Raw genomic sequence first — 26969 nt, 5'->3', positions numbered from 1 at the left:
GAATTCCTTATAATAAAAGTATCTGAGAACGGGGAGTGAGTCGAGATGGACCAAAACGTGCTGCAAATGGATCAAGACAGATCAGAGAATGAATTCGCGGTTCTTAATATATCTTCTAAAGAGATTGGTGCTCTATCAAAGGGAGCAGCGGAGCAGATTTTACAAACGGGAGATACGGACCGTATTCATCAGCTGATGTACGTTCCGATTGAAAAGAAAGAAGATTTGAATTGGCTGATCCAATGTGTTGGGGAGGCGCTAAAGAATGAAGTTGGTGATGACGTTGCACTAGAAGTAGCTGATTTGCTCTATTTCTTTGTCATTCCATATTATGGGGAGTATATGTTGAAAGATCGTCATTTGTATGAGGATATCGATCATTTGCTGGTACGATTAGCATCTAGAGCTCACTCGGATATTGACACACTGATTGATATCATAAGAGAAGATTTAAATGAAAATATACAATAAAAGAAGCTTGTAGAGCGATCCTCTACAAGCTTCTTTTATGTGAACGTTATTCAGCAGGAACTGTTTTGACAGGCTCTTTTCTAAACACACCCATGCATCCTGCGATTAGGATTAATACAGCTGGAAGGATAAAGAACATAGAAATAGAAATAATACCACCAACAGCAGATACTAATAATAAAATCCCGCCAAGCTTTGCTTTTTTCTTCACGATAACAGATGCCACAATCGCAAGAATAGAGAAAAGCATCGCTGCCCAGCCTAATCCTGTGATTTGACTCGTACCTGATTCACTAAATGCGGCATCGAGTCCTCCAAAGGCAATGGCAAACATTGCACCGAAAAATCCAAAAATACCTCCAATTAAGCCTAAAACAAATTCCGTTGTTCTTTTCATGATACTTTCCTCCGATATGTAAATAAGAATTATTGGTACTTAAGAACCAACACAATCTTACTCATCGGCATTCTTTTCACAATGTTAATAGTTTTGTTAAAAAAAACAAGAAAATCCACAAAGGATTTTATTGTCCAATTACTGGGCTCTCTCCCAGGTAATCTTTGTTTCGTTTGTTGTTTTCTTTCCTTTTGCCAGTACTTTTCCATTTTCCTGTTTCACGGTAATGTTTAGGTCATAAAAGGAGTAGAGGGCGCCGAGGCTGTCATTTTCCGGTTTATGCAGATTGTTTTCCTTTTCAGTGGATGCACCAATAGCTAGTGTTTTGGCAAAGTTCAAACCAATGACTTCAGCGTAATCACTATTGGTCTCAGATGAAGCCGTCACGTTTAAGGAAATGACTTTTTTCTTTTGATCAACGGTGATCGCTGTGTCTTTTACGAGCTTAGACTGCTCCATGACCTCTTTCGTTTCATTTTGAATGCGTTCATTAATCGTTGGAAGTGCCGTAGATTCTGTTTTTTCTTCTTTTGCCGTATTTGAGCAAGCTGCTAGGATAGAGAAGGTTGCAACAAGACTCATGAAAACAAGTAGACTTTTTCTCACGTTCTTTCTCCTTTGTTCTTCAAAGTATGTATGCTTATGTTACCACGAATAGATGTTTTGATTAAAAGAGAAGTGTTGATAAGCTGTGAACAATCAAAAGCACCCAAAGGTGGGTGCTCATGTTTTATTGTGCTGAAAGGGTTGTACTAAGTGGGATAGACGAAATGACTGTGAATTTTGGAGCCGGAGCACCAGATTCTAGATTTTTGCGTAAAAGAGATGATTTGACGGTGCCGTCCCATTTTTTGTAGACACTTCCAGATGTATTTGCACGAAGCTGTACATTAGAGAAGCTTGCTTGCGAGTAGCTGTTTGTTCCATTATCTTGTACGCCGTGTACCATTTTGACGACATCGAGGTCTTTCAGACGACTAGGGTTGAAAACAGGCTGTTTATAACGCAGTTTCCCGTTGACGTATAGTGACACTGTGCCATCACCATTGTTGATGAGCTTTAAGTTGACACGTGCACCATCTTTAATACTTGAATCGTATTCGCTGTTCCAATATTGACTGCCGCCTTGGGAGCCGGTGCCCAGGAATACCTTATAACCAGAAGATGTTTTTGAAATCCCGCTCTCAACAACGGCAGAACCGAGACCAAGATACCAGTCGGCATAGCCATTTTTAATAGTGGCTGTTTTTGGCAGCACAATATCAGCCGAGATACCTGACCATTTGGCTTCATCCGTTTGTGTCACGATGGCGCCGTGACGAGGACCAGCCGCAGAGGCAGGAATACTTGAAAGCATCAATACGAAGGTCAAACTTACACTCAAAACGATGAACCACTTTTTCATGAAAATTCCTCCTTATCTTTGATTCATTTCTATTATATAAAACAAAAGGGAGGGATCTACTGACAATGTTCTGGCTGTTTTTGGTGAAATTTATGAACAAAATCGGTCATTAAGTGGTCAACTTGTATTCGAATTGTAATGTGACTGTAAAATAACTGGGTGCATCTTCATGTATAATAGGGTCAGAAACCAAATACGGAGGATTTTTTAATGAATAAAAAGCTTATCGCGACAATCGTAACAGTAGCTAGTTTATTTTTAGCGTTTAGTTTCTCACATGGAGCAAGTGCAAAAAAAGTAAGCGGCAATATTACATGGTATAATGGTGTCGGTAAAAAAGGCGCAGATGGAAAAAAACTCGGTCATTGGGATGCAGCAACGAAAATGGGATTTGACGTACCGAAAAAAGGTACAAAACTAAGAGTGACAACAAAAGCGAAACCACATAAAGTGATTACAGTATATAAATATGATGTAGGTAGAATGCCAAACGCAGTATTAGACGTAAGTCCGAAAGCATTCAAAGCACTTGGATATAAAACAAGTAAAGGTGTCGTCAAAGGGCATTACACTTATTAATACATAGGCATGCAAAGAAGCGGGAAAAGTTCATTTTCTGGCTTCTTTTCTTGTGGAGAGGGTCTGAAAGTCAATGAAAAAATCAACATGGTGGATCATCACAGTAATTGGAGTCGTAGTGATTGCGGCCGTCATCTTCTTCATGATGAAGCCGGGGCAAGAGGCAAAACATGCAGGAAAAGTGAAAACAAATCAAGATGCAAAAGACGAATTGCTTGTTTCATTTACGGATCAAAAGTTAAACAATACTTATTACTTGCATGACAAGGCGCTTCATACAGAGAAACTGACAGCATATCCTTCAATTGCTTATGATCAGGCGAAGCAGCTTTTATATTACACGTATACAGATGAAGACACACAAAAAGTAAGTATACGGGAATTGAATGTGAAAACGGATAAAGAAAAAACGCTCTTTACGAGTGACGATTCAATCGACAGTATGAGACTTTCTGGTGACGGAAAACAGTTATATCTAAGGTATAACAAGGATTCAGGTGAGCAATTTTATGTAGCGTCTTTTGATTTGAAAACACAGAAAGTGAAAGTGTTATATCCAGAAAAAAGTGATGATGATACGGTGAGTTCTTTTGCTTATGATCCAGCATCAAATCTGTTGGCCATTCAGCATTATTCGTTAAAAGAGGATTATAAAAAGACGGATGAGGCAAATGAAAAAGGAATGGATCCTGAACCAACGACCATGAATATTACCCTTCAAACAGGTGAGAAGGGAAAGCGAATTGCACGTATTTCTCAAACCATCAATGATATTTCTTTTTCACCAGATCATAAAAAACTCATTTATACAGAAGTGAAGGTTCGAAATGAAAAAGAAGTATCATCTATTAAGGTGATGGATGTAGATACAGGAAAAACAAAGACACTCGTTAAAAACAGCCAAGATGTGCGTATTTTAAGTGCTGCCCAGCCGCAATTTTCTGCGGATGGTACATCTGTTTATTTCTTAGGTGTTGCAAAGAACGCAAAGGAATTAAAGGATGACACAGGACGAAAGGCGAAGGTCAGAACCATTTTTGAATATGATATTAAGAAGAAAACAGTAGAAACCGCTTGGGAGAAAGAAGGCGGGATTGTTAACAATTTCACTGTCAATCGGTAAAAGGTGCGCGTTCAGTTATTTTATATAACTGGACGTTTTTTTATTTTGTCATGGGATGTGTCGGTGAAAAATGCGGATTTGTGAAATGAACATCACTTTTTAAGCAAGGAAATGAGTGGTATTTTGATATTTTGCTACTGTGACAGAATCAGCGTAAGAGAGTAAAGTAAGTGGAAATAAAAAAACGAGAGGACAGAAGACTTCTCGTTTTCTCTTATTTATTTATTGTTTTCATCTAGTAAGTTTTGAAAAATAAACAAGGCATTAATGGAATGAGGGAATCCTGCAACCTTTGTACAGTGCTTAATGATCTCCATAATCTCTATAACAGAGAGCCCGATATGTAATGCTTGTACAAAATGAGCTTTTAACTCTTCATCACAATCACCTTTTGCAATGAGAGCCGATAATGTGCTGATGGCCTTCTGTTTTTCATCTAATATGAAGTGATTGAATTCTTTTTGTTCACCGAGTTCAATTGTTAGTTGTTCAATGTTTGATCGAATGCTCTCATTTTCATGAATTGAAAGCTTCTCCCTGTTACCTGCCACTGTTTCTTGCTTGACCTGGCAAGTCTCTTTTTCTTCATTCAAATTGAACTCCTCCGTTTTTTATGACGATTTTCTATTTGTTCGTGCATGGTTTCTTAAGTGCCTTTTGATAGAGGTAATGGGTATATAGTAGTATTATCGGTTTACTTCGTCAACTTTTTAAGTGTGGAATGTTCAAAAAAATGCCATTCATGCGATACATTGTTCGTTTTTTCTCATGGAGATTGAAAAGAAAATAGAGGGCTAATATATAGAAGCTGTTAGCCCTTTTCATATTACGCAATTAAGAGAGAGGAGGTTTCATATTTACTAAATGATATCCATCGGCCGCATCATGTCATAATCCTCATGTTCTAAAATGTGACAATGCCACACATATCGTCCGCTATATGGGACAAACCGAGCGATGATGCGAATGACTTCACCGGCATGCGCCTGAATTGTATCCTTGTATCCTTGTTCATGCAAAGGAGGCGCTTCATTTGGTCCCGTGTACACGATTTCACCTGTTGATTGATAGATGTCTGTATCGAATGGTCTTCTATCAATCACCCGAAATTGAACAAGATGTAAATGAATAGGGTGTGTACCCCTTGTTGGGTTGACAATGTTCCATACCTCTACACTACCAAGTCGAGGATTTTCCGTGACAGGATCATTCCAAAACCGGTTATCTAGTAATAAAATCGGGCGCCCATATTTATCTTGTGTGCCAGTAAGCGTTAGCGTCCGCTCGTTATCAGCTCGGCTCGGCCGGAGCGGTGGCAGTGGTTTGAAGATCGGACGTAATGTTTTAGCTGCTCTTCCTTTGAGCGGACGAGTGACTTTAAATTGCATAATGTTCGCATCTGTTTCTGGATTGACATCCTGACCGCAGCCTGCCGTATTTTTTAAAATAATCGTTTTGTTTTCGTAAGCTGAGAAGTCGATGATGACATCAAAACGTTCAGCAGGTGCAATGCTAAAAGATTGGTGATGAACAGGTCTTGGCAAAAAGCCGCCATCAGATCCAATTTGTAAGATTGTGGCGTCGTTATCTAGATGAAGCTCGTAAGTTCTTGTATTGGACGCGTTTAAGATACGAAAACGATATTTTCGAGGCTCTACTTCTAAATACGGCCATACTTTTCCATTGACTAAAATCGTTTCCCCGCAAAAAAATGGCACGATGGAGGGATCTGGAAGGTCACTATCTTCTGGTGTGTTATTTGGTCTATTTGGGTAAAACAGTGCGCCATCCTCCTGGAATGTCCGGTCCATGATCATTAAAGGGATATCATATTCATCTTTCGGTAATTCGAGTGATTTTTCAAACGCATCTGAGATCAAATAAAAGCCAGCCAATCCGGCGTATACATTTAATCGTGTCAATGCCATGGCATGATCGTGATACCACAATGTGCATGCTTGCTGGTGATTAGGGTATTCGTAAACCTCTCGTTCAAAGAAGGGGCCGGTCGCTTCAAAGTCTCGCGAAAACCAAGCCTCCGGATAACCGTCACTGCTTGCAGGTGTCACGCCCCCATGCAGGTGAACGACTGTTTTGACTTCGGGTTCATCATGATGTCCAGCGTGAATGGTATGATCGACAGGCAGGAAGTGTTTCAGCGGCAATTTGTTCATCCATTTCACTTTGACCTTTTCATTTCGATTCGCTTTAATGGTTGGACCAGGCAAACTGCCATTATAGGTCCATAGCTTGGTTGGGGGCAGATCTCTATGAACTTTTAGGAACACCTCCTCCATAGCGATTTCATAATACGTTTGTCTTGGGTTTTTTTTGACGGGCTCTGCGACTTCTGGAATTGGCAGCTCGTCAACAAACTTTTCTAGGTTCATGTTGACTAATCCTCACTTAAAATCAATTTGATACATTATAAGTGCGGACATCCAAATAGGTGAATAAAATAAAAAAACCCGCTTTTCAGCGGGAGAATTAAGGGTGTTTATTTTCAAGCGCTGCACTTGCAGGCACTTTTTTATTCGGTTTAAAGATGAAGTAGGCGGCTAGTACACCGATGGTAATGATGCTTGTCAGTATGAGCTGAGGTCTCATCGATTCGATAAACAGCATAGAGGCCAAGATGGCGCAGATGACCAAAATGGTAAAGTACGTAAGGTATGGGAACAGCCACATTTTGATTTTGAGTTGCTCTGGATTTTCTTTTTCAATTTTACGACGCATTCTTAATTGTGAAACGGCAATGACCAAGTAGACAAGAAGTGCAATGGCACCAGAGGCATTGACTAGAAATAGAAAGATGGTTTCAGGGTAAAAGTAGTTCATCATGACGGCAATATAGGAAAAGAAGGTACCTGCGACTGTCGCTGCTACAGGGACACCGCGTTTGCTGATTTTCATAAAACGTTTTGGTGCTTCGCCTCTTTCAGCTAATGAATAAAGCATTCTGGACGTTGTGTATAGGCCGGAGTTTAAACAAGAAAGAACGGCTGTTAAAACAATGACGTTCATGACTTGAGCGGCTGATGGGACACCGATGTATTCTAATACTGCAACGAACGGGCTTGTTAAAATATTCGCTGAATTCCATGGGAGTAAAGTGACAACGACGGCGATCGACCCGACGTAGAACACAATAATACGCCATACAACTGAACGGGTAGCTGTTGTCACAGATTTGACAGGGTCTGCTGATTCACCTGCGGCAATTGCCACAATCTCGGTTCCCATGAAGGAAAAAATGACAACGACAATCCCGAGGAGCACAGAGCCGAACCCGTTTGGAAGGAAACCGCCATTTCCCGTTAAATTAGCAAGACCTGCAGTATGATGACCGCCAAAACCAAAGATAAATGCAAAACCAATGAGTAGGAATAGAATAATGCTGACGACTTTAATCAATGAAAACCAATATTCAAATTCGCCAAAAGATTTAACAGAAAAGATATTTGTCAAAGTTAAGAGGATTGTGAGGATAAGACTTGTGAGCCAAACAGGTGCATCTCCATACCAATATTGAATAATGGCAGCACCAGCAATGGCTTCGATGGCGATGACGATGACCCAGAAAAACCAGTAAAGCCAGCCGATTGTAAACCCGGCCCACGGGCCGATGGCGTCGCTCGCATATTGTGAGAAAGAGCCGCTTGTCGGATAGGCACATGCCATTTCTCCAAGCATTCTCATAATAAAGATGACCAGAAGTCCGGCAAATGAATAGGAAAGAATCGATCCAGGCCCTGCAGAATGAATGACAGCACCACTACCAACAAATAGCCCTGCCCCAATGACCCCGGCAATGGAGATCATTGAAATATGTCTTGTCTTAAGGTTTTTTTGAAGACCGTTTGTCATGTTGGACATTTCTTTACCTCCAAACATTTCTCTTTTATTCGAGAGTTTGTTTTTAGAATATTTTAAATTTTATCATACTGAATTGTCATTCAGCATTGGACAGGTTATCAAACTGACATTTCAAACCTCTTAACATGATGTTAAAAAGTATAAAGGATTTGAGAGATTATGTTCCCTCATTTTCCTCTGCCCATTCTTAAAAATAGCATAAGAAGGAAGAAAGAAAAGTTGTGTTTTGAAATAAAACTATTCTGACAATTAGATAGTAGAGTGATTTTGTTCTTTTTCATTTTTCGGGGTGGTTTTGAAAAACGTTGATGGGAGTAGGTCTTGAGGTCAATTGACCTTATAAAAATAAGTTTGCTTAGGTCAACACATTTCTATGTCTCCTATTTTGCTGATTCAAGCGAATCATGTTGCTGTAGACCCACACGGGCTTGGCTTTGTAAGATAAATATAGAAAAGTAATGTGTGAGGAGGCGCTGTTCGGTATGGAGCGCTACAACGAATTAAGACAAGGTGAAACAGGTGCTTGGGTCAGCATTATAGCCTATGTGATCTTATCTGCTGTCAAACTGATCATTGGGTATGTGTTTCATTCAGAAGCCCTTTCCGCAGATGGCTTGAATAATACGACAGATATCATTGCTTCGCTTGCCGTATTAATTGGGTTGCGTATTTCTCAGAAGCCACCTGATGAGGATCATCCATACGGTCATTTTAGAGCTGAAAATATTGCGTCACTTGTGGCTTCCTTTATTATGATGCTTGTCGGGCTTCAGGTTTTGCTGAGTGCAAGCCAGTCGCTTTTCTCATCAGAGCATCAAACGCCTGATATGATTGCAGCTTGGACGGCAGCAGGAAGTGCTGTTGTGATGTATGGCGTGTATATGTATAACCGTAAACTGTCTAAACGAATTAATAGCCAGGCGCTATATGCGGCAGCGGCTGATAATAAATCAGATGCTTATGTGAGTATCGGGACGTTTGTCGGAATTATCGCCTCTCAATTTCAGCTGGCGTGGGTTGATACGCTTGCTGCGTTTGTGATTGGCTTAATTATCTGTAAAACGGCGTGGGAGATTTTCAGAGATGCGTCTCATTCGTTAACGGACGGTTTTCATATAAAAGATATGTCTAAATATAAAGAGACGATTGAAGCGACACCAGGAGTGGGCGATTTGAAAGACATTAAAGCTCGTTATCTTGGAAGCACCGTCCATGTGGATGTGGTCGTTGAAGTAGAACCGCATTTAAACATCGCAGAAAGCCATGATATTGCAGATGAAATTGAACGCAGAATGAAGCAGGAACATGATATTCTACACTCTCATGTTCATATGGAACCAGCAAGTGAACCTAAAGAGGAGCAGAAGTCTTTTCCATCGTGAGAAGGCTTCTTTTTTCTACGTGTTGATGTTTCATGCAAATGCGTGTTGTATGGTAAAGTTAGACTATATGAAAATTGACGGAAACGTGATAGGAGGATCAGGATGGCATTTGATGAACCGATGCATTCAGATTTACAAAAAATCGTAGATAACATCAATAAAGTGATGGTGGGGAAAAAAGATATTGCGATATTAAGCCTTGTTGCGATTTTGGCGAAGGGGCATGTGCTATTAGAGGATGTGCCTGGCGTTGGGAAGACCATGATGGTTCGTGCTCTGGCAAAATCCATTGGGTGTGAGTTTAAGCGAATCCAATTTACGCCTGATCTTTTGCCTTCAGATGTAACAGGTGTGTCGATTTATAATAAAAAGACAAACGAGTTTGAATTTAGACAAGGACCGATTATGGGGCAGATTATTTTGGCTGATGAAATCAACCGAACCTCTCCTAAAACACAATCAGCCCTTCTTGAAGCGATGGAAGAAGGCAGTGTGACAGTGGACGGAGAAACGATGCCGCTGGCAGATCCTTTCTTTGTGATGGCAACGCAAAATCCAGTGGAGTATGAGGGAACATATCCACTTCCAGAAGCGCAAATGGACCGCTTCTTATTTAAGCTGCAGATGGGGTATCCAACCATGTTGGAGGAGCTTGAGGTGCTGAATTTGCAGGAGAAACAATCGCCAATTGACACGCTTCAGGCAGTCATGACAAAAGATCATATCCATGCTTTGCAGCAAGCGGTTCAGACCGTACATGTGGATGCATCGATTAAAGAATATATTGTCGAAATCGTCCAAGCGACGCGAAATCATCCGTCTGTCTATTTAGGCGTGAGCCCAAGGGGTTCAATTGCATTGATGAAAGCGGCTCAGGCGTATGCGCTGTTGAACAGGCGGGATTATGTGATTCCTGATGATGTACAGTATTTGGCGCCTTACACATTGCCGCATCGCATGATTTTGACATCAGAAGCAACATATGAAGGGAAGAAGGCGGAGACACTGTTGCGACAGATGATTGAGCATATTGGCGTACCAGTTCAAAAGTCGATGACTCAATGAAGTCACGTGACCGTTTCGCTTTTTCACTATGGTTACGGGTGTTTATGCTCCTTCTCCTTACAGCAGCAGCCTTTTGCTATGCCATGTTTCAGGGCGGCTTTGTGAGCTGGTTCCTTTTTTATGCATTTTCACCATATGCTTTGTATGCTTTGTTGTTTGCCCTTGTTCCACTTCGTGCAACAGCCAAAAGGACATTACAGCATACCCGGTTAAAGGCAGGGGATGTGCTGTCTGTTGACCTTGAAATCAAGCGGACGAATTTATTTCCGTACGTGTACGTCATACTTGAGGATGACCCGCCGGATACCTTCCATTTACAGGAACAGATTGAAATGAAGCGAATGATCTTTCCTTGGTTTCGGAAAACGTGGCGATTTTCATATCAATTCAATGACATCGTGCGGGGAGAGCATCAATTGACGGCGGTTAGAATTAAAACGGGTGATATGTTTGGGTTTGTTGAAAAAGAAGTGATTCTTCCACTAGAGAAAACATTGCTTGTGTATCCGAAAATATTGGATATTCCGGTTGAATCTGCTGCATCGGTGAATGAAAATGGAGGCAAAGCATTGCACTCTTGGTTAAATGAACCGACAAATGTGACGACAGGTGTGCGTGAATACCAGCAAGGAGACCGTTTCGCTTGGGTGGACTGGAAGACAACAGCTAGAAGAGGTCAGCTTATGACGAAGGAGTTTGAACAGAATCAGACAAAGGATCTGGTGGTGTTTGCTGATTTTACAGATGAAGCCGCTTTTGAAACGATTGTATCTATGGCCGCATCGGTTCTGCAAACGGCTGTGAAAAAAGGGGTGCCGGTAGGCCTTGTCCCGCTTGGGGATCAGCACATATTTCGAGTGGATCAAGGAGAGTGGCATTTACAGGACATGCTCTACTATTTAACAAAGGTGCAGTATCAGCCTTCTCGTGCACCTGATTATCAATCATTAACATCGAGTGAGCACCAGCAGACAGGAAAGTATGTGGTGACAGGTCATCTGCAAGAAGAGCTTGCTGCCATTTTACTTGGGAATCGAAACAGAAAGAACATCACTGTTCTTTTAGTGAAGAGAGCCGTTGATCGATTGACGGCAAAAGAAAAACAGCTTGTGGACCGGCTTAAAGCTTCTGGGATACACACGACCCTTTTATTTGAGGACCGGCTGCACGAAAGAACTGTGAGGTGACAAACATTTATGCTGCATATGCATCAGCGGCAAAGCCGTTTTGAGTTGTTCATCTATTATGCTGTCGCATTTCTGCTACTTTGGGAGTGGCTTCGTCCGCTTCAAGATTTTACAGAGACGAGTCATACGTCTTATTTCATCATTTTTATAGGGCTTACGTGTTTGTTTACGTTCTTTCGATTGAAGTGGTATGTGACGTTTCCTATTTGTGCTGGATTGATCTTGCTCGCATTATATTTGATTTTTTATCAATCAGAGCCAAGTTATCTGCCTGCGCTTTTTGCTGATATCAAAGATAATATTTCTTTGATGAGCATGGGCATGTGGAGTGACATGTATCCGTCTTTCCGCACATTGTTGTTTTATATTTTGCTTTGGCTACTTGTTTATTTGCTTCATTATTGGGTTGTGTATCAGCAGCGTATCTTTTTCTTTTTACTAATGACGATTGTATATGTCACGATTCTTGATACGTTTACACCTTATGATGCGACTTTTGCGATCGTTCGAATTATGGTATTTGGCTTTTGTTTGCTTGGCCTGCTCTATTTCGACCGGCTTCGTTCGGCTGAAGGTGTGCGGGTGTCACAGAAAGCGCGTCTCAATTGGTTCTTACCCATGCTGGCGCTTGTTCTTGTATCAGCATCACTCGGTGCTTCTTTGCCAAAATCTGATCCGAAATGGCCTGACCCTGTCCCGTTTTTTAAAGCGGTCACGAATCAAGATGGTTCCACCGGACAGAATAAGGTGGGATATAGTGCGGATGATTCGTCGCTTGGGGGACCATTTAGTGAGGACCTTACACCGGTATTTAAATGGAGCGGAAAAGAGCCGTCTTATTTTCGTGTAGAAACAAAAAGTATTTACACGGGGAAAGGCTGGGAGGATGCTTCAAATGATACGAAACCTACTCGGTTAAAAGGGAATGAGGTGCCGAACCGGTGGTTTACCAATCGCGTGAAAACAGAGGAGCATGAAACGAGAGTCGATATGGAATCAAATTATCGATTTAATCATGCTGTTTATCCGATTGGTACGGTTATGATGACGCCGATGGAAAACATTCCACTGCAAATGATGGGCAAAACGGAGAAAATTGTCCCGTCCACTCAAAACCCGCCCAAAAATTTAGGGAACTATCGAGTCAGCTTCTTATCACCTACATTTATCCTAGAGGACTTACAGCGGATCAAAGTACCGACCAAGCAGCAAGTGAATCAGCAGGTCGGACGTGAATACTTGCAGCTCCCATCCTCGCTGCCAGAGCGTGTGAAAACATTGGCGAACAGCTTAACGGAAACGAAGGATAATATGTATGATAAAGCAAAAGCGATTGAGGATTATTTAGGATCTGCGAAGTTTTCATATGAAACCCAAAATGTCTCTGTGCCTGGGCGTGACGAAGACTATGTGGATCAGTTCTTATTTGATACGATGATTGGCTATTGTGATAACTTTTCAACCTCGATGATTGTCATGCTTCGCTCGATTGGAATTCCGGCGAGATGGGTGAAAGGATATACGTCTGGTCAGTTATATGAAACACAGATGGATGGAAACAATGTGTATGAAGTGACCAATAACAATGCCCATTCATGGGTAGAGGTGTATTTTCCAAACCGTGGTTGGGTGACTTTTGAACCGACAAAAGGGTTCACGAACCCAGAGACATTTACGAATGAAACCACGGCTAACAACGACCAAGCAGATGATCAAGAGGATGAAAAAGATCAGCCCGCATCTGATCAACAAGAAAACGAGCAGACACAGCAGCCGCAGCAACAAGAACCAGAACAGGCGGCAAAACAAGAGGAACAAGCAGCTAAAGCAAAGCCAAGTATGGTTCATGTTGGTTCAATCTTGGGCTACGCAGCAGGTGTGATTGTCTTTCTTGGTTTCATAGGCTGGATGCTTTACCGGTTCAGAGCAAGGTGGCTGCCAATCTTTATTGTGAGAAAGGTAAAACGTCTGCCAGATGAGGAAGCTTTTTTCTACGCGTATGCTGCTCTATTAAAACAGCTAAGGCGCAGAGGGATCGAGAAAAAGCCAGGCATGACGCTAAGAGAATTTGCTTCTTTGATCGATGACAAGGAAGGGAATCATCACATGTCTGAACTAACGCAGTTCTATGAGCGGGCGCTCTACAGGCGAGAAGATGCGTCGGCGCTTTGGCAGCAGTCGGCGAAGTTATGGGAAAATTTAATAAACAGGAGATAGTCTTGACCCCGTACCTTCCTGTTGTTAGAATAGGTGAATATTAAAACCTTCTAAAATACATGAAATTGAAGCGTTCGGATGTGAGTCTGGGCGCTTCAAAAGCGTGATTTACACTGAGAGAGGTTTTCTCCTCTCATTTTTTCTGTGCGTTTATAAAAACTATATTGGACATAGAGGTGACACCATGACAAATTTAGTAAATGAAATGATTTTGGTTCTCGATTTCGGTAGTCAGTACAATCAGCTGATCACTCGCCGTATTCGTGAATTTGGTGTGTACAGTGAGCTTCATCCGCACACTTTAACTGCTGAAGAAATTAAAGAAATGGCGCCGAAAGGAATCATCCTTTCTGGTGGACCAAACAGTGTATATGATGAAGGATCTTTCCGCTGTGACGAAAAGATTTTTGATCTAGGCATTCCGGTTCTAGGCATTTGCTACGGCATGCAGCTGATGACTCACTATTTAGGTGGGAAAGTAGAAGCGGCAAGCCAGCGTGAATATGGAAAAGCAGACATTCATATTAACGGAACACCTGCTCTATTCAAAGACCTTCCAACGGATCAAGTCGTTTGGATGAGCCATGGTGACCTTGTCGTTGAAGTACCAGAAGGCTTTACAGTTGATGCAACAAGTGCACATTGTCCAAACTCAGCGATGAGCTTAGCTGAGAAGAATTTCTATGGCGTTCAGTTCCACCCAGAGGTACGTCACTCTGAGTACGGAAATGATCTATTGAAGAACTTTGTCTTCGGCGTATGTGACTGCGATGGCAAATGGTCAATGGAGAACTTCATTGAAATCGAAATGCAGAAAATCCGTGAAACAGTAGGCGACAAACAAGTATTGTGCGCACTAAGCGGCGGTGTAGATTCATCTGTTGTGGCGGTATTGATCCACAAAGCCATCGGCGATCAGCTGACATGTATTTTCGTTGACCACGGTCTTCTTCGCAAAGGCGAAGCAGAAGGGGTTATGAAAACATTTAGCGAAGGTTTCAACATGAACGTGATTAAAGTAGATGCGAAAGATCGCTTCTTAAACAAGCTAAAAGGTGTGTCTGATCCTGAGCAAAAACGTAAAATCATCGGTAACGAATTCATTTATGTATTCGATGACGAATCGGACAAGCTTAAAGGAATCGACTACTTAGCACAAGGAACACTTTACACAGACATCATTGAGAGTGGAACAGCAACGGCACAAACAATCAAATCTCACCACAACGTAGGCGGTCTTCCAGAAGACATGCAGTTTGAATTGATTGAGCCACTCAATACACTATTCAAGGATGAAGTTCGTGCTCTAGGGTCAGAGCTAGGTATTCCAGACGACATCGTCTGGAGACAGCCATTCCCAGGTCCAGGACTAGGAATCCGTGTACTAGGTGAAATTTCTGAAGAAAAACTAGAAATCGTCCGTGAATCGGATGCGATTCTACGAGAAGAAATTGCTAACTTCGGCCTTGAGCGCGACATCTGGCAATACTTCACAGTCCTCCCGGACATCCGCAGCGTAGGTGTCATGGGTGACGCAAGAACATACGATTACACAATCGGTATCCGTGCTGTTACATCTATTGACGGTATGACGAGTGACTGGGCAAGAATCCCTTGGGATGTACTTGAAAAGATCTCGACTCGTATCGTGAATGAAGTGAAGCATGTGAACCGCGTGGTGTATGATATTACGAGTAAGCCGCCTGCTACGATTGAGTGGGAATAAGGTATTAACTTAATAATATTTGCAAAGCCTATCTTAAAGCGTTTTTCAGCATGTTAAATGTTTTAAATGCTTGATCTATAAAAGTATTCACCACCAAAAAACCCCCCAAGAAATATTTCTTGGGGGGTTAATTAATAATGTTGATTCATGATTATTCAACTAAATTGTGAAATCACCATATTGATGGTAAAATGACACCTAATCGGATGTTTATGCATAGGAGGAAATTTTATGAGAATGACTATTACACTATCCATTGAAGCGAAAGAGAATTTAACAAAGTTGCAAAAGTTAATTAGTGAAGAATCTGGAGGAGGAAAAGTAACTCAAGGTTTTGCTATTGGATACGCACTAAAAAATCAAGTTGAACAAATGGAAAAGAAGAAAAAAGAAGAAATATAAACACATAAAAACAAAGGTTAATCATTTTAGATTAGCCTTTTTATTTTGTCTTTTTTGATGGTGAATATAATTTCTAATAAAAATCTAACTTAAATCACGCAATTGTATGTCTTTTTGGTGTTGACATGGTGTTTTTATGGTGTTAATGTTGTTTTAACGCAATTTGGTGCTTTATTGCGTGAGAAAATTCAATTGAGGAGGCATTAATCGATATGTTTGAAGAAGAGTTTGAAAAATTATCAGATGAGGAACAACTCGAAGTCATTGAGTATTTAGAGGATTATATGGAATCTGTAGCAATTGGGAACGGCGATTACCATATTGGTCCAAATGGAGAAATCATTATTGATTAATTCAATTGGAAAGAAGGAGAATTACATGTCATCAAAAAAAGATAAATTTCAAAGATTATTAAATAAAAGATTAGACACTGCATTAATCAAATTAGATTTAGTAGCAAACCTTTCAACAAATCGTTATGAATGTAATGAAGATGATGTAAAGAATTTACTCGTTTCTCTAAAAAGTAAAATTATTCATATAGAAGAACTGTTTGATAAACGTATTCTTCTAAATTCTAAAAAGATTAATAAGTGAAGAAGCAATATTCGTTTGAAAAAGAGATTAATTGGCGGGTATTCATTTCCCGCCAAAAAAGTAGTATACCGAAATAAATGAATCCATTATATTGAATAACATTTTTGGATAATTATTTTTAACGGGATATCAATGTAAAAAGGAAGAGAATACAATGAAAAATAAAATTAAAGTGATAAACAAATTCATCTTTGAAGTAGCTATAATTCTTCTACCTTTTGCGATTGTTTATTTGGTATTGGGGAATTGGCTGTCAGGTATTACGGATTTTGGTAGAACATATGTATTTTCATCTGATGTAACTAATCTTCGTGAGGTTTATGGGACAGGAGTAAAGTATGGCTGGATAGAGTTTGATACCTTTGGACAAGGTTTTAAAAATTACAGTTTTGATGTTTCCCATGTATTTTGGGGCGGATTAATATCTGCAATTCTTCTAGTTTTAGTTGGCAAGCTAATTCATGTGGGCCTTGTTAAATTATTAATGAATCGAGTAAATATTAAAAATAGAATTTGAAAGGGCGTTAGTAATCCGTGAAGCTAGAGGCACTAAAGAATATCCTTAGTAGAAGGCAGAGTGAATGGCATCATGTTGTTTTTCCGCGCAGGAAAATGAATTTATTAAAATATCTCCTTGGAGTATTCATATTTGTGCTGACAGCTTTCTGTGGAATGGTGTCTAATGCTATTCCTCCACTAATAATTAATATTCCTGTGGTGTATCGCTCAATCAGTTTTAATGGTTTCGTTAATCTAATCATCATCATTTTTTGGGCGATATCCATTTATAAAAGTATAAGGCTCTACTTTAACATTGTTAAGAATCCTAAATCATGGATTGCGAACAATTTAGCTTATATGATTGATACTTTGAAATTATATGACGAAGATCACTTTGAATCTATTAAAAACGATAAAGTTGTTAGGGAAAAGCGTATTGTCAGAGTAATTCGCATTCAATATAGGGAAACAAGTAAGCATGTAGTCGTAAGGATTTTACGTGACGGTGATAGGTTTACCAAAGAAGCCACTAAACTTGGAGAGAATTTAGAAGCTGCTTTAGGCTTGGAGCTAGACTCTACCAATAAGACAGTGGATTATGCTGAATATGTATTTTTAAAGCACAAAGATGAACGTATAGATTTAAATTCTACTGTAACTAACGTAAATGATTCAGATGAAATCAAAATAACTGGCAACATATCTTATGAGCTTCATAAGGTTCCCCATTCTCTCATTGTAGGAGGCACTGGATCGGGCAAGTCTTTCTTTATATTAGGTAAAATTGTTAATTATCTGAAGTTAACTCCGCAAGCTGATTTGCGAATTATAGATCCTAAAAAAGCCGATTTGAGTCTGTTTAGATTTGTTACTGGATTTGAAAATAAAGTTGCAACAGATGCTAACCAAATATGTCGAATTCTTAGGGAAACTGTCGAGTTGATGGAACGAAGATATACGGAGTATTTTAATGATATATCAGCTTTCGGAAAAACGTATCGAGACTTCAATTTGCCTGTTGTTATTGTGATATTTGATGAATTTTCAGCTTTTATGCATTCAGTGGATAAGAAAATTGCTAAAGAAGCATTAGATTATGTATTTACTCTAGTAATGAAAGGTAGACAAGCAGGAGTAATGATCGAGATCCTTATGCAACGTCCATCGGCAGATGATCTACCTACAAATATAAGGGCACAAATGGGGTTTAAAGCTGGGTTAGGTGCTATGGATTCCATTGGCTATAATATGATATTTGATACGAAAAACGTTGAATATAAGACTGTCACAGAAAAAGGTGGAGGTTACATACAACTAGATGGTAAACACACTTCTCCAGTTTATTTCGAAACGCCATATATAGACAAAGATTTTGATTTTATAGCAGAAATAGAAAAACTAATGATTCAGAGAGCAAATTAAGTGTTTAACGCTATTCTTGTCAAACAGTTACAGCCAACATTGACCGTCAATTTTTGTGAAGGTTTGAGGCGGTGGCAGAGCCATCCGAACGGAGTGGTCGAAAACGTTCAGAAAAAGTGATGGCCAGTTGAGCGATTTTTGCTCAACATGAATCGAAAAATAGGGTCGCACCAGTTGGGTAACACTGGTAACACTGGTGAATCTCCCTCAACGAAAATGCTCGAAACCCTTGGTGCTCATGGGTTAGAGGGCTGTGTGAAATCCCGAGAGTTGGGGATTTAAAAAATGATAAAGAGGTGTCTGTAAAAATGGGAAAACTAATATTAAAATCGTCTAAATTACATTCGTTAAATGACTCGGAAAATGTGGATTTGGCTGATTTCCACTTTGATATTAAACAATTTAAGATTCCTACAGCCATGCTGATTCAGAAAGACGGCTTTACTACTCGAATTGAGAAAGAAAAAAATCTAAATGGAGAGTTAGTTGAAACTGGAAAGTATTCTGTCACATTTAAAGTATATGATCGTCCATTTATCGAACTCGTCTTACAAAATGGCGGTACTGAAATTGGCTCCCCTATTACTGTAATAGTTGAAAAACAGGATAGCCTACCTATTTTAGATGATTATGAAGATGGTGAGTTCATTCCAATTTCCTTTTCGGGACTAAAAGTAAAGCCTAAAAAGGTTCAAAAGAAAGCATTTGTTGGGCAAGGGAAACCAATGATTGATACATGGCAGTATTCAGAGCTTAAAGTTGAAGCTGAGAGTTATATCATTGGTGAAGCACATGAGTCGTCTAAATCGAAGTAATCAGTGTCTCATTGATTACTTTCGTTGTTCAATTCCGAATAGTGAATTTTCAATCGTTGCTAATGAAATTTTAGGAATCCCTATCTCTGAATTTTCTTCAGAGATTAAGGGGTCACCTTATCCAACATACGATAGATGCATTAGCTTTGCGAATATAAAACTCCATTCTTCGGGAAATCATGGAAGCATTCTTGTAGATATGTCAGGACAAGCTTGTCGACAGTATGAGGAATACATGTCAAGAATTGATGGATGGCATTGGTACAAATTTGTATCATTTATTTTAGGAATACAAGGGAAGGTATCAAGGATAGATTTGGCATTAGATATATTCGATAATGCTTCTCCATCTGTAAAAACGCTACAGGATTATGTGAAACGAGGGCAGTTGAGTACGAAAAGCCATAAATATGTTGAAATAAATAGTGGAAGGATTCTTGACGGAAAACTAACAGGATTTACGTTGTACATAGGATCATCTCCTCAAATTTTACGAATTTATGATAAGAAACAAGAAAGAGAGATAATGCAGATGAAGTTGTGAACGTTGGAAAATGGGTTAGATGGGAACTGGAGTTAACAGGAAACAAAGCAATGTTAGTTGCTCTTCAAATCTCAAATGGGAAACCATTGAACGCTATAGTTAAAGGTGTTCTATCAGCACATTATTGTTTTAAAAGACAACCTAAGAATGTTAGTGAGTTACATAACAAAAATAGGCTGCCAACAATGAAATGGTGGAGGAAGTTTATAGAAGGTATTGAGGAAATACCTTTAAAGGTTCAACGTGAAAAATTGACTTTAAAGAAAAAGAAAAAATGGGTTGAACATTCAACTGTAAAGTCAATAAGTATGATCTATGAGTCATTTAGGCGAGCATATGGTGAAAAATATGCTGAGTTATATTTGAAAGAGTTAGTACATGTAGGAAAAGAAAAAATCACTGAGTCTGATCAATCATTAATTGAGCAACGTGTTTTAGAACTTGTAAGTGAAGAGGAATATTAGTGTGGAAAGGGATGGGTGAGATGGGTACAACAATATGTAAAGATGATTTAATTGAACTAGGCTATAAGAAATATCAAGCCATTTCGCTAATTAGGCAAGCAAAAGCAATCATGGTACAAAAAGGTTGTCCGTATTATAACAACAAAAGGCTGGGGAGAGTGCCGAGGGATGTGGTTGAATCAATTTTAGGAGTTTCTCTTTTGGCAGAAATGAGTAACTCCCAATGAAAAATAAAACGCAACAAACAACGAAATATCCTGGTGTATATGTTGATGATAAAGGAAATTTCTTTTTTCAATCAGAATTTGGTATTGATCGAATTACGGGAAAACGAATACGAAAAAAAGGAAGAAAAGATGTTAATGGCAAGCCTTTTGCTTCTGCATTTGAAGGAAACAAAGTGTTAACTAGATTAAAAAGAGAATACCATAAGGTTAACAGTTATTCTAACTATAAAATGACTTACGAACAATTTATGAATAGTGTGTACATACCTTATTATCAAACAAATGTTGAGGAAAGTACATTCTCCGTTCGAAAAAGGATATTGGAGAAGATTAGGGATAGATTTGCTTCTATCCCTCTTCGTTCAATTTCAGTTGAAGACGTACAGCATTTTCGCACATGGTTATTAACAAGTAAAGAAAATGGTGGTGCTGGGTATTCACAATCGTATGCAAGTCTAGTATTTGGAACGTTCCGTAAAAGTTTAGATAAAGCTGTTGAAATGCAATATTTAGAATACAATATATCGAAAAAAGTAAAGGCAATTTCAAAAGGAAAAGCAATTGTTGCATATTGGACAAAGCTAGAATTTAAAAGAGTTATAAAACAAATTTATATAGATGATTTTTATAAGCACTTAAATTTCGTTATGTTATGGGTTTATTATATGACAGGAATTCGTGTGAACGAAGGTACAGCTTTACATTGGAATGATATTGATTTAAATAAGAAGGGTGCACGAATCCATCATATGCTTGTTATGAAATCTAAAAAAGATTGGAAACGTAATCAATATACAAAAACAGAAGGTGGAAGGAGAATGATTGCCCTTGATGATGATACTGTGAAAATATTGACAGAATGGAAAAAAAGACAGAAAAAGATAGGTTTAGGAAAAGGAGATGAATTTGTTTTTAGTTATGATGGCTTACCTATGACTAAGTCAACAATTGGAAGAGTCATTGCTCGTTATTCAAAGATGGCCAATGTGAAAAAGATAGAAGCTAAGGGATTACGTCATTCTCATGCTTCATATCTCATCAACGAATTTAATGTATCGGTGCTTGTTTTATCTCAACGTATGGGGCATTCAAGTCCAGAGATTACATTAAAACATTATTCCCATATGTGGATGGGAGCTGATACTTCGATTGCTGAAGCAATGACTGGAAACATAGAAATTAAAACTGCTGAACAAACAAAAGTCAAATTTAAAGGAAATCAGGCTATAAATAAAAGTAGATTAATATAGCAAAGAAAAAATTAGGATGAGGAGATTAATTTAATTGTGCAGGACAGCAAAGAAATAATTCCCTATAAAGTCAGTAAAGGTATGGGATCCTGATTGGGAATAATATACCTGTGGGTGCTCTGTGTAAAGGATATATCGAAATTTTAAGTGTTTGATAAGGACAAGGTAAACTGAATTAAGATGCTTGGTATATTAGATTCAATGAATGGTATTAAATAAGAACGATTTAAAGAACCAATACCAAAAATATTAACGATTTAAATTTTAATTAAATATTTTTGCTATAATTGAATATATCATAGGGGGGATAAGAATGGTACATAGTGATTTGAGTGGTTTCATAGTTACTATCGCAAGAAATAATACAAATGGAGTTCAGTTATTAGGCACAGGTTTTGTTGTAGGAGAGGGGCTCATTGCTACTACTAAACATGTTACAAATGGGGATGAATCTAATTTACATATAATCATGCCTAAATATAATTTATCAGATTATCAAGATACCTCTGATAAACAAGTTAACATAATGACTGCTGAAATATTTGCAATAGATCCAATTAAGGATATTTGCATTTTGAAAATTCAAGCTTCTGTTACTCCACCATATAGACTAATTGGAACTGATAATGTTCAGCCGGGAACTTCAGTAGTTGTTTTTGGGTATCCACATGCTAATTATGGACGATTTGTACTAACTCAACAAAATACTCAAATTGGTGCAAAAATACTTATTGATTCATACGGTATAAAATCTAAACATATTGTTTTAAATACTCAAGCACGTCCAGGGCAATCTGGAGGTCCGATATTCGATTCATCATTTCAATACGTTATAGGAATGCTGATGGGTTCTTATGTTCCGGGAGAAGGAGGAATCTCATTAGGTGGAATAGATCCACATACATTGCATCAAACTACTCATGTAATTTCTTCAGAGTATATAATGGAGATGATATAGAATGGTCAACCTTTTTCAATCTTTAGAAAATTCGAATGATATATTTGATGTGTTGCCAAAATACCAACGAGACACTATAGAAATTTTATTACGACAAGGAAAATCGAATGAAGAAGTAGCAGAAATTTGGTTGGCTGCCAATGGACCTTCTAATACTTTTCCATTTGGTGCTGAAAATAAAAAAAATACATTCTTGGATAAATTAAAAAAAGAACTTCAAGATTTTATTTGTAATGAAGAAAAATATATTGAAGAAAGGAAACAAGTAATAAATAAATTTAAAAGCAGTAGTCTCGTAGGTATTACATCTTTAACAGCAATTATCGCTCCGATAATCGGAACAACACCAACATTAATAATACCTGCAATCGTTTTGATTTTAGATACTGCATTCAAAATAGGCATTAACGCATGGTGTAATCTAAAAACAGAAGAAGAAGAGGTTGGCATTTCTTAATAAAAACAAAAATTATTGCAAGTGGCGATTTAACTTGCTGAGTGTTTGGAGATCGTATACCCCCAAAATATACCACCAAAACAACCGCATTTCTTTGGAAGTGTTCCCAGCTCTAAGGGTGAGCTAATATAGTGTACGATCGAGTGGGAATAGTTATAAAAGAGCGAGAAACCTTTGTGTATCAAGGGTTTCTTGCTCTTTTTTATGTTTAATTCTTTCCTTTCGTTTTAATGTGTGAATTCATCATTCCATCCTTTACACACATCAATCCATTGTGTATAACCGGAGTGTTTTTCTAATTGTTTGATTGTGAGTTCAATAGCACTGTTACTGCTCCCGCAGGCTGGATAGACTGTCTCAAAACGTTTGAGTGACATATCTAAATAAACAGAAACGCCATTCTTTATAGCAAAAGGACATACTCCGCCAATGTCATGACCGACCAAGTCAACGACCTCATGAGGAGGCAGCATTTTCGCTTTTGTTTTAAAATATTCCTTGAATTTTTTGTTATCAACCTTTGCATCGCCAGAGGTCACAACTAAAATAGCTTGTCCATTTACTAGAAAGGAGAGTGTTTTTGCGATTCTTTCAGGTTCGCAGCCCAAAGCAGAAGCAGCCAAGTCTACGGTTGCACTAGATACTGAAAATTCCTGAATTCGAGTATCCATTTCATATTGTTTAAAATAATCTTTTACTTGCTTGATTGACATGATGATTTCTCCTTTTTATTCGTATTGATTTGAAGTTTGCTCGACTTTATTTTTTAAACGATATTGATGTGGTGTTAGGTGATACTTTTTCTTAAATAAACGAATGAAATGCTCTACATTTTGATAACCAACGGCTCCCGAAATATGATCCACTTGTAAATTACTACCGGTTAGCATTTCGCAGGCTTTTTCCAATCTTATTTCTTGTCGAATCTCACTAAATGATTTGCCGAGGGTACGAGTTATATATTTAGACAGGTAAGATTGTGAAAGGTTAAATTCCTCTGCCATCTCCTGAATTGTTATATGCTCACAACATTGCTGAATATATTGAAGCATTTGAATCATACGTATATCACTATATGGTTTGACCTGAATGACGTTCATATGACTTGGTTTGAATCTTAATAAGAGACATAATAATATTTCAAACAAATTATTCATAATCAACTGGTAACCAGGAAATCGATTGTGATTTTCTGTGAAAAGTTGAAGAGAGCAGTCTAGCAAATTTTTATCCAAGTGACTATGGAAAATAAGAATATGTTTATTTTCTTTTATATACAATGCATTCAAAAAGAACTCTGAAATGACATGATTGCCTTTTAACATTTTAAAAAACACTTTTTGAAAAGTACTTTTACGGATCATGATTTGGATTGCGATTGTATTCTCCATTACAATTGGCTTGTGTATTGTGTCAGGTGGAATAAAGGCAATATCTCCTGATTTTAAAGCGATTTTTTTATCTTCCACTTCTACATACATCTCATTTTCCAGAACATAGATCATCTCAAAGAAATCATGGATAGCCGACAATTGAGGCATAAAACGGCTATACTTTCTCACTTCGATATCTTTCTCCTGACCTAACCACATGGTATCCTCTTTTTCAAATTCGTTCTGCCCTTTTAGCAAAAATTCTTCTATATATATTTGCTTTTGCATGAAATTGTTTTGATCATAATCCTTCAAAAATAATTGCAATGATTGATTGTCATGCTTTTTCTGTTGGTATTGTTGATAAAAGATTTCTTGTTCGTTATATTCTCTTAAATATTGCATCGCTTCATGTTTTTCAAGTGTATCTGTTTCCATCTACATCCAAACCTCTAGTTTATTTACTGCAATCACCAGGGCCTTCACTGTTGCTTCTATAATATCTTTATCGATTCCAGCACCCCAATGCATTTTTCCTTGATTTGAAATACCAATCTGTGCACAGGCTTTTGCTTGAGAATCGTTGCCCAAAGAATTCTGTTCATAGACTTCCAAATCATACTCGAGATGAAAATGTGCTTTTAACGCATTACTGATGGCATCTAAACTTCCAGTGCCAGTTCCTTGTATGTCTATTTGTTGATGATCTCTCAGCAAAGTTAAGGTGACTTCTTGCTTCTCTCCTTTATGAAATTGATAATCAAGCAGCTGGAAATGAGGGTGAAAATCAACATACTGCTCTTTAAAAACATGATATATTTCTTCGACAGACAATTCCCTATTTGTCTGATCAGATACTTTCTTCGCTGCATATCCCATGGCTTCATTCATTTGATAAGGAAGTTGAATGCCATAATTTGTTTCTAGGATATAGCCTATGCCGCCTTTTCCAGACTGGCTATTGATTCGAATTACATCCGTTTGATAATTCCTCCCCAAGTCAACTGGATCAACTGGGATATACGGAACGTCCCATTTATCAACATGATGTTCCTTTCTATATTTCATACCTTTAGATATCGCATCTTGATGTGACCCAGAGAATGCGGTGAAAACCATCTCACCAGAATATGGCTGTCTCTCATGAACAGTGATTTTTGTTAGTTTTTCATATTTTTTACGAATCGCTTCTAGGTTATTGAAATTCAATTGTGGATCATAACCTTGTGAGTACATATTCATCGCCAAGGTAATCAAGTCTACGTTCCCTGTACGTTCACCGATACCAAATAATGTCCCTTCGACTCTTTCTGCGCCAGCTAGCACACCAAATTCTGCATCACTCACCCCAGAGCCACGATCATTATGTGGATGAACAGATAATGTCACACTGTCTCGGTAAGACAGATTTTTGTGTATATACTCAATCTGACTTGCAAAGATATGAGGCATTGAATATTCAACTGTTGTTGGAATATTGATGATTGCTTTATGATGTGGTGCCGGTTTCCAAATATCTAAAACACTATTACAAATATCTAACGCGTAATCCACTTCTGTTCCTGGAAAGCTTTCAGGACTATATTGAAAATAAATATCACTTTCTGTTTTTTCGGCCAATTCTTTTACTAAAATAGCTCCATCAATGGCAATTTGTTTTATTTCATCTTTTGTTTTCTTAAATACTTGTCTGCGCTGCGCTTCTGAAGTCGAATTATATAAATGAACAATCGCTTTCGGTACCCCCTTAATGGCTTCGAAGGTTCGGCGGATAATATGCTCTCTTGCTTGTGTGATCACCATAATCGTGACATCGTCTGGAATCATATGACGATCAATCAGTGTCCGTAATAGCTTAAACTCCGTATCATTAGCAGCTGGAAATGCGATTTCAATTTCTTTAAAACCGATCTCTACTAGTAGCTGAAACATGTCCAATTTCTCTTCTAAGTTCATAGGAATAGGTAATGCTTGATTTCCATCCCGTAAGTCCACACTGCACCATATCGGAGCACGTTCTAATGTTTCTTTTTTCACCCAATCATAAGTAAGGTTCGGTGGCAAAAAGTATTTCTTTTCGTATTTTTTGTGGTTAAACATCATCGATTCCTCCTAGTAAATAGAATAAAAAAAGTCCTTCATCTCCAATATTTTCATTGGAGACGAAAGACTTCTTCTTACGCGGTACCACCCCTGTTTCATGATAACTTTACATTATCATGCCCTTATTCGGATACAGATTGTTTGATCTTATATCCTTCCCGTATAACGGCGGGGTGCCGACCTTAACTACATCAATCATTTTCATTTCACTAAGGCTACTCTAAGGTGAGTTCCCTGCCTTTTTGTTATTGCTTCTCATCAACCAGCAACTTTCTGAAAACATTTCGGCAAGTACTATTCCTTATCATCGCATTCTCATTTTTCTGATTTTTTCTATTATACCAAGATGACAAAAAAGTGATAGTGGTAGGGATATCTTTTTTAATTGATTTTTTTTGTCCTGTGGGTGTCTATCTTCATTTTTAATC

General features: G+C 38.5%; 29 protein-coding genes, 1 pseudogene and 1 other annotated feature. Of the genes and pseudogenes, 21 read left to right on the top strand and 9 right to left on the bottom strand.

Going from position 1 to position 26969, the window contains the following annotated elements; all coding sequences use genetic code 11:
* Nucleotides 1-45: 45 nt before the first annotated feature.
* Nucleotides 46-471: a hypothetical protein gene (locus ACTJJQ_RS14440; protein ID WP_050827006.1), complete on the top strand. Its 426-nt coding sequence runs from the start codon at nucleotides 46-48 to the stop codon at nucleotides 469-471.
* Nucleotides 472-517: 46 nt separating this feature from the next.
* Here the strand turns inward: ACTJJQ_RS14440 and ACTJJQ_RS14435 are convergent, their stop codons facing one another.
* From ACTJJQ_RS14435 to ACTJJQ_RS14425, 3 genes are all read right to left on the bottom strand, one after another.
* Nucleotides 518-868, bottom strand: a complete 351-nt coding sequence (locus ACTJJQ_RS14435) for a DUF4064 domain-containing protein (RefSeq protein ID WP_008344359.1) — start codon at nucleotides 866-868, stop codon at nucleotides 518-520.
* A 138-nt stretch (nucleotides 869-1006) separates the two neighbouring features.
* Entirely contained in the window at nucleotides 1007-1474 is a 468-nt protein-coding gene (locus tag ACTJJQ_RS14430) for a hypothetical protein (protein ID WP_017366718.1), read from the bottom strand.
* Between the two features lie 124 nt (nucleotides 1475-1598).
* Nucleotides 1599-2273 carry a hypothetical protein gene (locus tag ACTJJQ_RS14425; RefSeq protein WP_041093255.1) on the bottom strand — a complete coding sequence of 225 codons (675 nt, stop codon included), beginning with the start codon at nucleotides 2271-2273 and terminating at the stop codon, nucleotides 1599-1601.
* A 210-nt stretch (nucleotides 2274-2483) separates the two neighbouring features.
* Here ACTJJQ_RS14425 and ACTJJQ_RS14420 point away from each other — a divergent pair, with 210 nt between their 5' ends.
* A complete protein-coding gene (locus ACTJJQ_RS14420) occupies nucleotides 2484-2852 on the top strand; it encodes an RlpA-like double-psi beta-barrel domain-containing protein (RefSeq protein ID WP_003213878.1) in 369 nt (122 codons plus the stop codon).
* 73 nt (nucleotides 2853-2925) lie between these two features.
* Complete coding sequence (locus tag ACTJJQ_RS14415; RefSeq protein ID WP_081114875.1) at nucleotides 2926-3975, top strand: hypothetical protein; 1050 nt, start codon at nucleotides 2926-2928, stop codon at nucleotides 3973-3975.
* Between the two features lie 218 nt (nucleotides 3976-4193).
* On the opposite strand, the gene ACTJJQ_RS14410 is transcribed toward ACTJJQ_RS14415, so the two are convergent.
* The 3 genes from ACTJJQ_RS14410 to gabP form a co-directional block, all read right to left on the bottom strand.
* Nucleotides 4194-4568, bottom strand: a complete 375-nt coding sequence (locus ACTJJQ_RS14410) for a carboxymuconolactone decarboxylase family protein (protein ID WP_007496965.1) — start codon at nucleotides 4566-4568, stop codon at nucleotides 4194-4196.
* Nucleotides 4569-4835: 267 nt separating this feature from the next.
* Nucleotides 4836-6365 (bottom strand): multicopper oxidase family protein, encoded by a 1530-nt coding sequence (locus tag ACTJJQ_RS14405; RefSeq protein WP_242731657.1) that lies wholly within the window; start codon nucleotides 6363-6365, stop codon nucleotides 4836-4838.
* Nucleotides 6366-6462: 97 nt separating this feature from the next.
* Nucleotides 6463-7851 (bottom strand): GABA permease, encoded by a 1389-nt coding sequence (gabP, locus tag ACTJJQ_RS14400; RefSeq protein WP_024719380.1) that lies wholly within the window; start codon nucleotides 7849-7851, stop codon nucleotides 6463-6465.
* 482 nt (nucleotides 7852-8333) lie between these two features.
* Between gabP and ACTJJQ_RS14395 the strand changes: the two genes are divergently transcribed.
* The 18 genes and pseudogenes from ACTJJQ_RS14395 to ACTJJQ_RS14310 all read left to right on the top strand — a co-directional run bounded on the left by ACTJJQ_RS14395 (nucleotide 8334) and on the right by ACTJJQ_RS14310 (nucleotide 23065).
* Nucleotides 8334-9233 carry a cation diffusion facilitator family transporter gene (locus ACTJJQ_RS14395; protein WP_025206838.1) on the top strand — a complete coding sequence of 300 codons (900 nt, stop codon included), beginning with the start codon at nucleotides 8334-8336 and terminating at the stop codon, nucleotides 9231-9233.
* Between the two features lie 102 nt (nucleotides 9234-9335).
* Complete coding sequence (locus ACTJJQ_RS14390; protein ID WP_017359844.1) at nucleotides 9336-10298, top strand: AAA family ATPase; 963 nt, start codon at nucleotides 9336-9338, stop codon at nucleotides 10296-10298.
* Nucleotides 10295-11485, top strand: a complete 1191-nt coding sequence (locus tag ACTJJQ_RS14385; RefSeq protein ID WP_017359843.1) for a DUF58 domain-containing protein — start codon at nucleotides 10295-10297, stop codon at nucleotides 11483-11485. The genes ACTJJQ_RS14390 and ACTJJQ_RS14385 overlap by 4 nt, the downstream gene beginning before the upstream one ends.
* Before the next feature lie 9 nt (nucleotides 11486-11494).
* Entirely contained in the window at nucleotides 11495-13702 is a 2208-nt protein-coding gene (locus ACTJJQ_RS14380; protein WP_440600315.1) for a transglutaminase TgpA family protein, read from the top strand.
* A 184-nt stretch (nucleotides 13703-13886) separates the two neighbouring features.
* The gene (gene guaA / locus ACTJJQ_RS14375) at nucleotides 13887-15428 is read left to right on the top strand and encodes a glutamine-hydrolyzing GMP synthase (RefSeq protein WP_079919680.1); all 1542 of its coding nucleotides are present in this window, start codon (nucleotides 13887-13889) and stop codon (nucleotides 15426-15428) included.
* 231 nt (nucleotides 15429-15659) lie between these two features.
* The gene (locus ACTJJQ_RS14370) at nucleotides 15660-15830 is read left to right on the top strand and encodes a hypothetical protein (RefSeq protein WP_180960764.1); all 171 of its coding nucleotides are present in this window, start codon (nucleotides 15660-15662) and stop codon (nucleotides 15828-15830) included.
* A gap of 212 nt (nucleotides 15831-16042) precedes the next feature.
* Nucleotides 16043-16183, top strand: coding sequence for a hypothetical protein (locus ACTJJQ_RS14365; protein ID WP_180960763.1), 141 nt, complete (start codon nucleotides 16043-16045; stop codon nucleotides 16181-16183).
* 25 nt (nucleotides 16184-16208) lie between these two features.
* Nucleotides 16209-16427 (top strand): hypothetical protein, encoded by a 219-nt coding sequence (locus ACTJJQ_RS14360; RefSeq protein ID WP_181891399.1) that lies wholly within the window; start codon nucleotides 16209-16211, stop codon nucleotides 16425-16427.
* Nucleotides 16428-16581: 154 nt separating this feature from the next.
* On the top strand, nucleotides 16582-16944 hold the full coding sequence (locus ACTJJQ_RS14355) for a hypothetical protein (protein ID WP_181891400.1): 363 nt from the start codon (nucleotides 16582-16584) through the stop codon (nucleotides 16942-16944).
* 17 nt (nucleotides 16945-16961) lie between these two features.
* On the top strand, nucleotides 16962-18350 hold the full coding sequence (locus tag ACTJJQ_RS14350) for an FtsK/SpoIIIE domain-containing protein (RefSeq protein WP_234891361.1): 1389 nt from the start codon (nucleotides 16962-16964) through the stop codon (nucleotides 18348-18350).
* Nucleotides 18351-18658: 308 nt separating this feature from the next.
* Nucleotides 18659-19165 carry a peptidase gene (locus ACTJJQ_RS14345; RefSeq protein WP_440600314.1) on the top strand — a complete coding sequence of 169 codons (507 nt, stop codon included), beginning with the start codon at nucleotides 18659-18661 and terminating at the stop codon, nucleotides 19163-19165.
* A pseudogene (locus ACTJJQ_RS14340) lies at nucleotides 19143-19382 on the top strand (replication initiation factor domain-containing protein); the annotation flags it as partial. The gene ACTJJQ_RS14345 and the pseudogene ACTJJQ_RS14340, both read left to right, overlap by 23 nt.
* 18 nt (nucleotides 19383-19400) lie before the next feature.
* The gene (locus ACTJJQ_RS14335) at nucleotides 19401-19709 is read left to right on the top strand and encodes a replication initiation factor domain-containing protein (protein ID WP_440600316.1); all 309 of its coding nucleotides are present in this window, start codon (nucleotides 19401-19403) and stop codon (nucleotides 19707-19709) included.
* A complete protein-coding gene (locus ACTJJQ_RS14330; protein WP_440600313.1) occupies nucleotides 19706-20173 on the top strand; it encodes a replication initiation factor domain-containing protein in 468 nt (155 codons plus the stop codon). The genes ACTJJQ_RS14335 and ACTJJQ_RS14330 overlap by 4 nt, the downstream gene beginning before the upstream one ends.
* A 20-nt stretch (nucleotides 20174-20193) precedes the next feature.
* Entirely contained in the window at nucleotides 20194-20400 is a 207-nt protein-coding gene (locus ACTJJQ_RS14325; RefSeq protein WP_328699489.1) for a DUF3173 domain-containing protein, read from the top strand.
* The gene (locus ACTJJQ_RS14320; protein WP_440600312.1) at nucleotides 20397-21650 is read left to right on the top strand and encodes a tyrosine-type recombinase/integrase; all 1254 of its coding nucleotides are present in this window, start codon (nucleotides 20397-20399) and stop codon (nucleotides 21648-21650) included. The genes ACTJJQ_RS14325 and ACTJJQ_RS14320 overlap by 4 nt, the downstream gene beginning before the upstream one ends.
* A 313-nt stretch (nucleotides 21651-21963) precedes the next feature.
* The gene (locus ACTJJQ_RS14315) at nucleotides 21964-22608 is read left to right on the top strand and encodes a S1 family peptidase (RefSeq protein WP_440600311.1); all 645 of its coding nucleotides are present in this window, start codon (nucleotides 21964-21966) and stop codon (nucleotides 22606-22608) included.
* Nucleotide 22609: 1 nt separating this feature from the next.
* Complete coding sequence (locus ACTJJQ_RS14310) at nucleotides 22610-23065, top strand: hypothetical protein (protein ID WP_440600310.1); 456 nt, start codon at nucleotides 22610-22612, stop codon at nucleotides 23063-23065.
* 227 nt (nucleotides 23066-23292) lie between these two features.
* On the opposite strand, the gene ACTJJQ_RS14305 is transcribed toward ACTJJQ_RS14310, so the two are convergent.
* From ACTJJQ_RS14305 to ACTJJQ_RS14295, 3 genes are read right to left on the bottom strand one after another with little or no spacing between them, the layout of a single operon-like run.
* Nucleotides 23293-23778: a YbaK/EbsC family protein gene (locus tag ACTJJQ_RS14305; protein ID WP_440600309.1), complete on the bottom strand. Its 486-nt coding sequence runs from the start codon at nucleotides 23776-23778 to the stop codon at nucleotides 23293-23295.
* A gap of 15 nt (nucleotides 23779-23793) precedes the next feature.
* The gene (locus ACTJJQ_RS14300) at nucleotides 23794-24876 is read right to left on the bottom strand and encodes a helix-turn-helix domain-containing protein (RefSeq protein ID WP_144626137.1); all 1083 of its coding nucleotides are present in this window, start codon (nucleotides 24874-24876) and stop codon (nucleotides 23794-23796) included.
* A complete protein-coding gene (locus ACTJJQ_RS14295) occupies nucleotides 24877-26538 on the bottom strand; it encodes a 2-isopropylmalate synthase (protein ID WP_440600308.1) in 1662 nt (553 codons plus the stop codon).
* A 55-nt stretch (nucleotides 26539-26593) separates the two neighbouring features.
* Nucleotides 26594-26858: a binding site (T-box leader), on the bottom strand.
* Nucleotides 26859-26969: the final 111 nt, after the last annotated feature.

Origin of the sequence: Bacillus sp. 22483 (assembly GCF_052044605.1) — a bacterium.
GTDB classification, from domain to species: domain Bacteria; phylum Bacillota; class Bacilli; order Bacillales; family Bacillaceae; genus Bacillus; species Bacillus altitudinis.
Note: the sequence above shows the minus strand (reverse complement) of the source record. Positions and strands in the feature narration are given on the sequence as shown.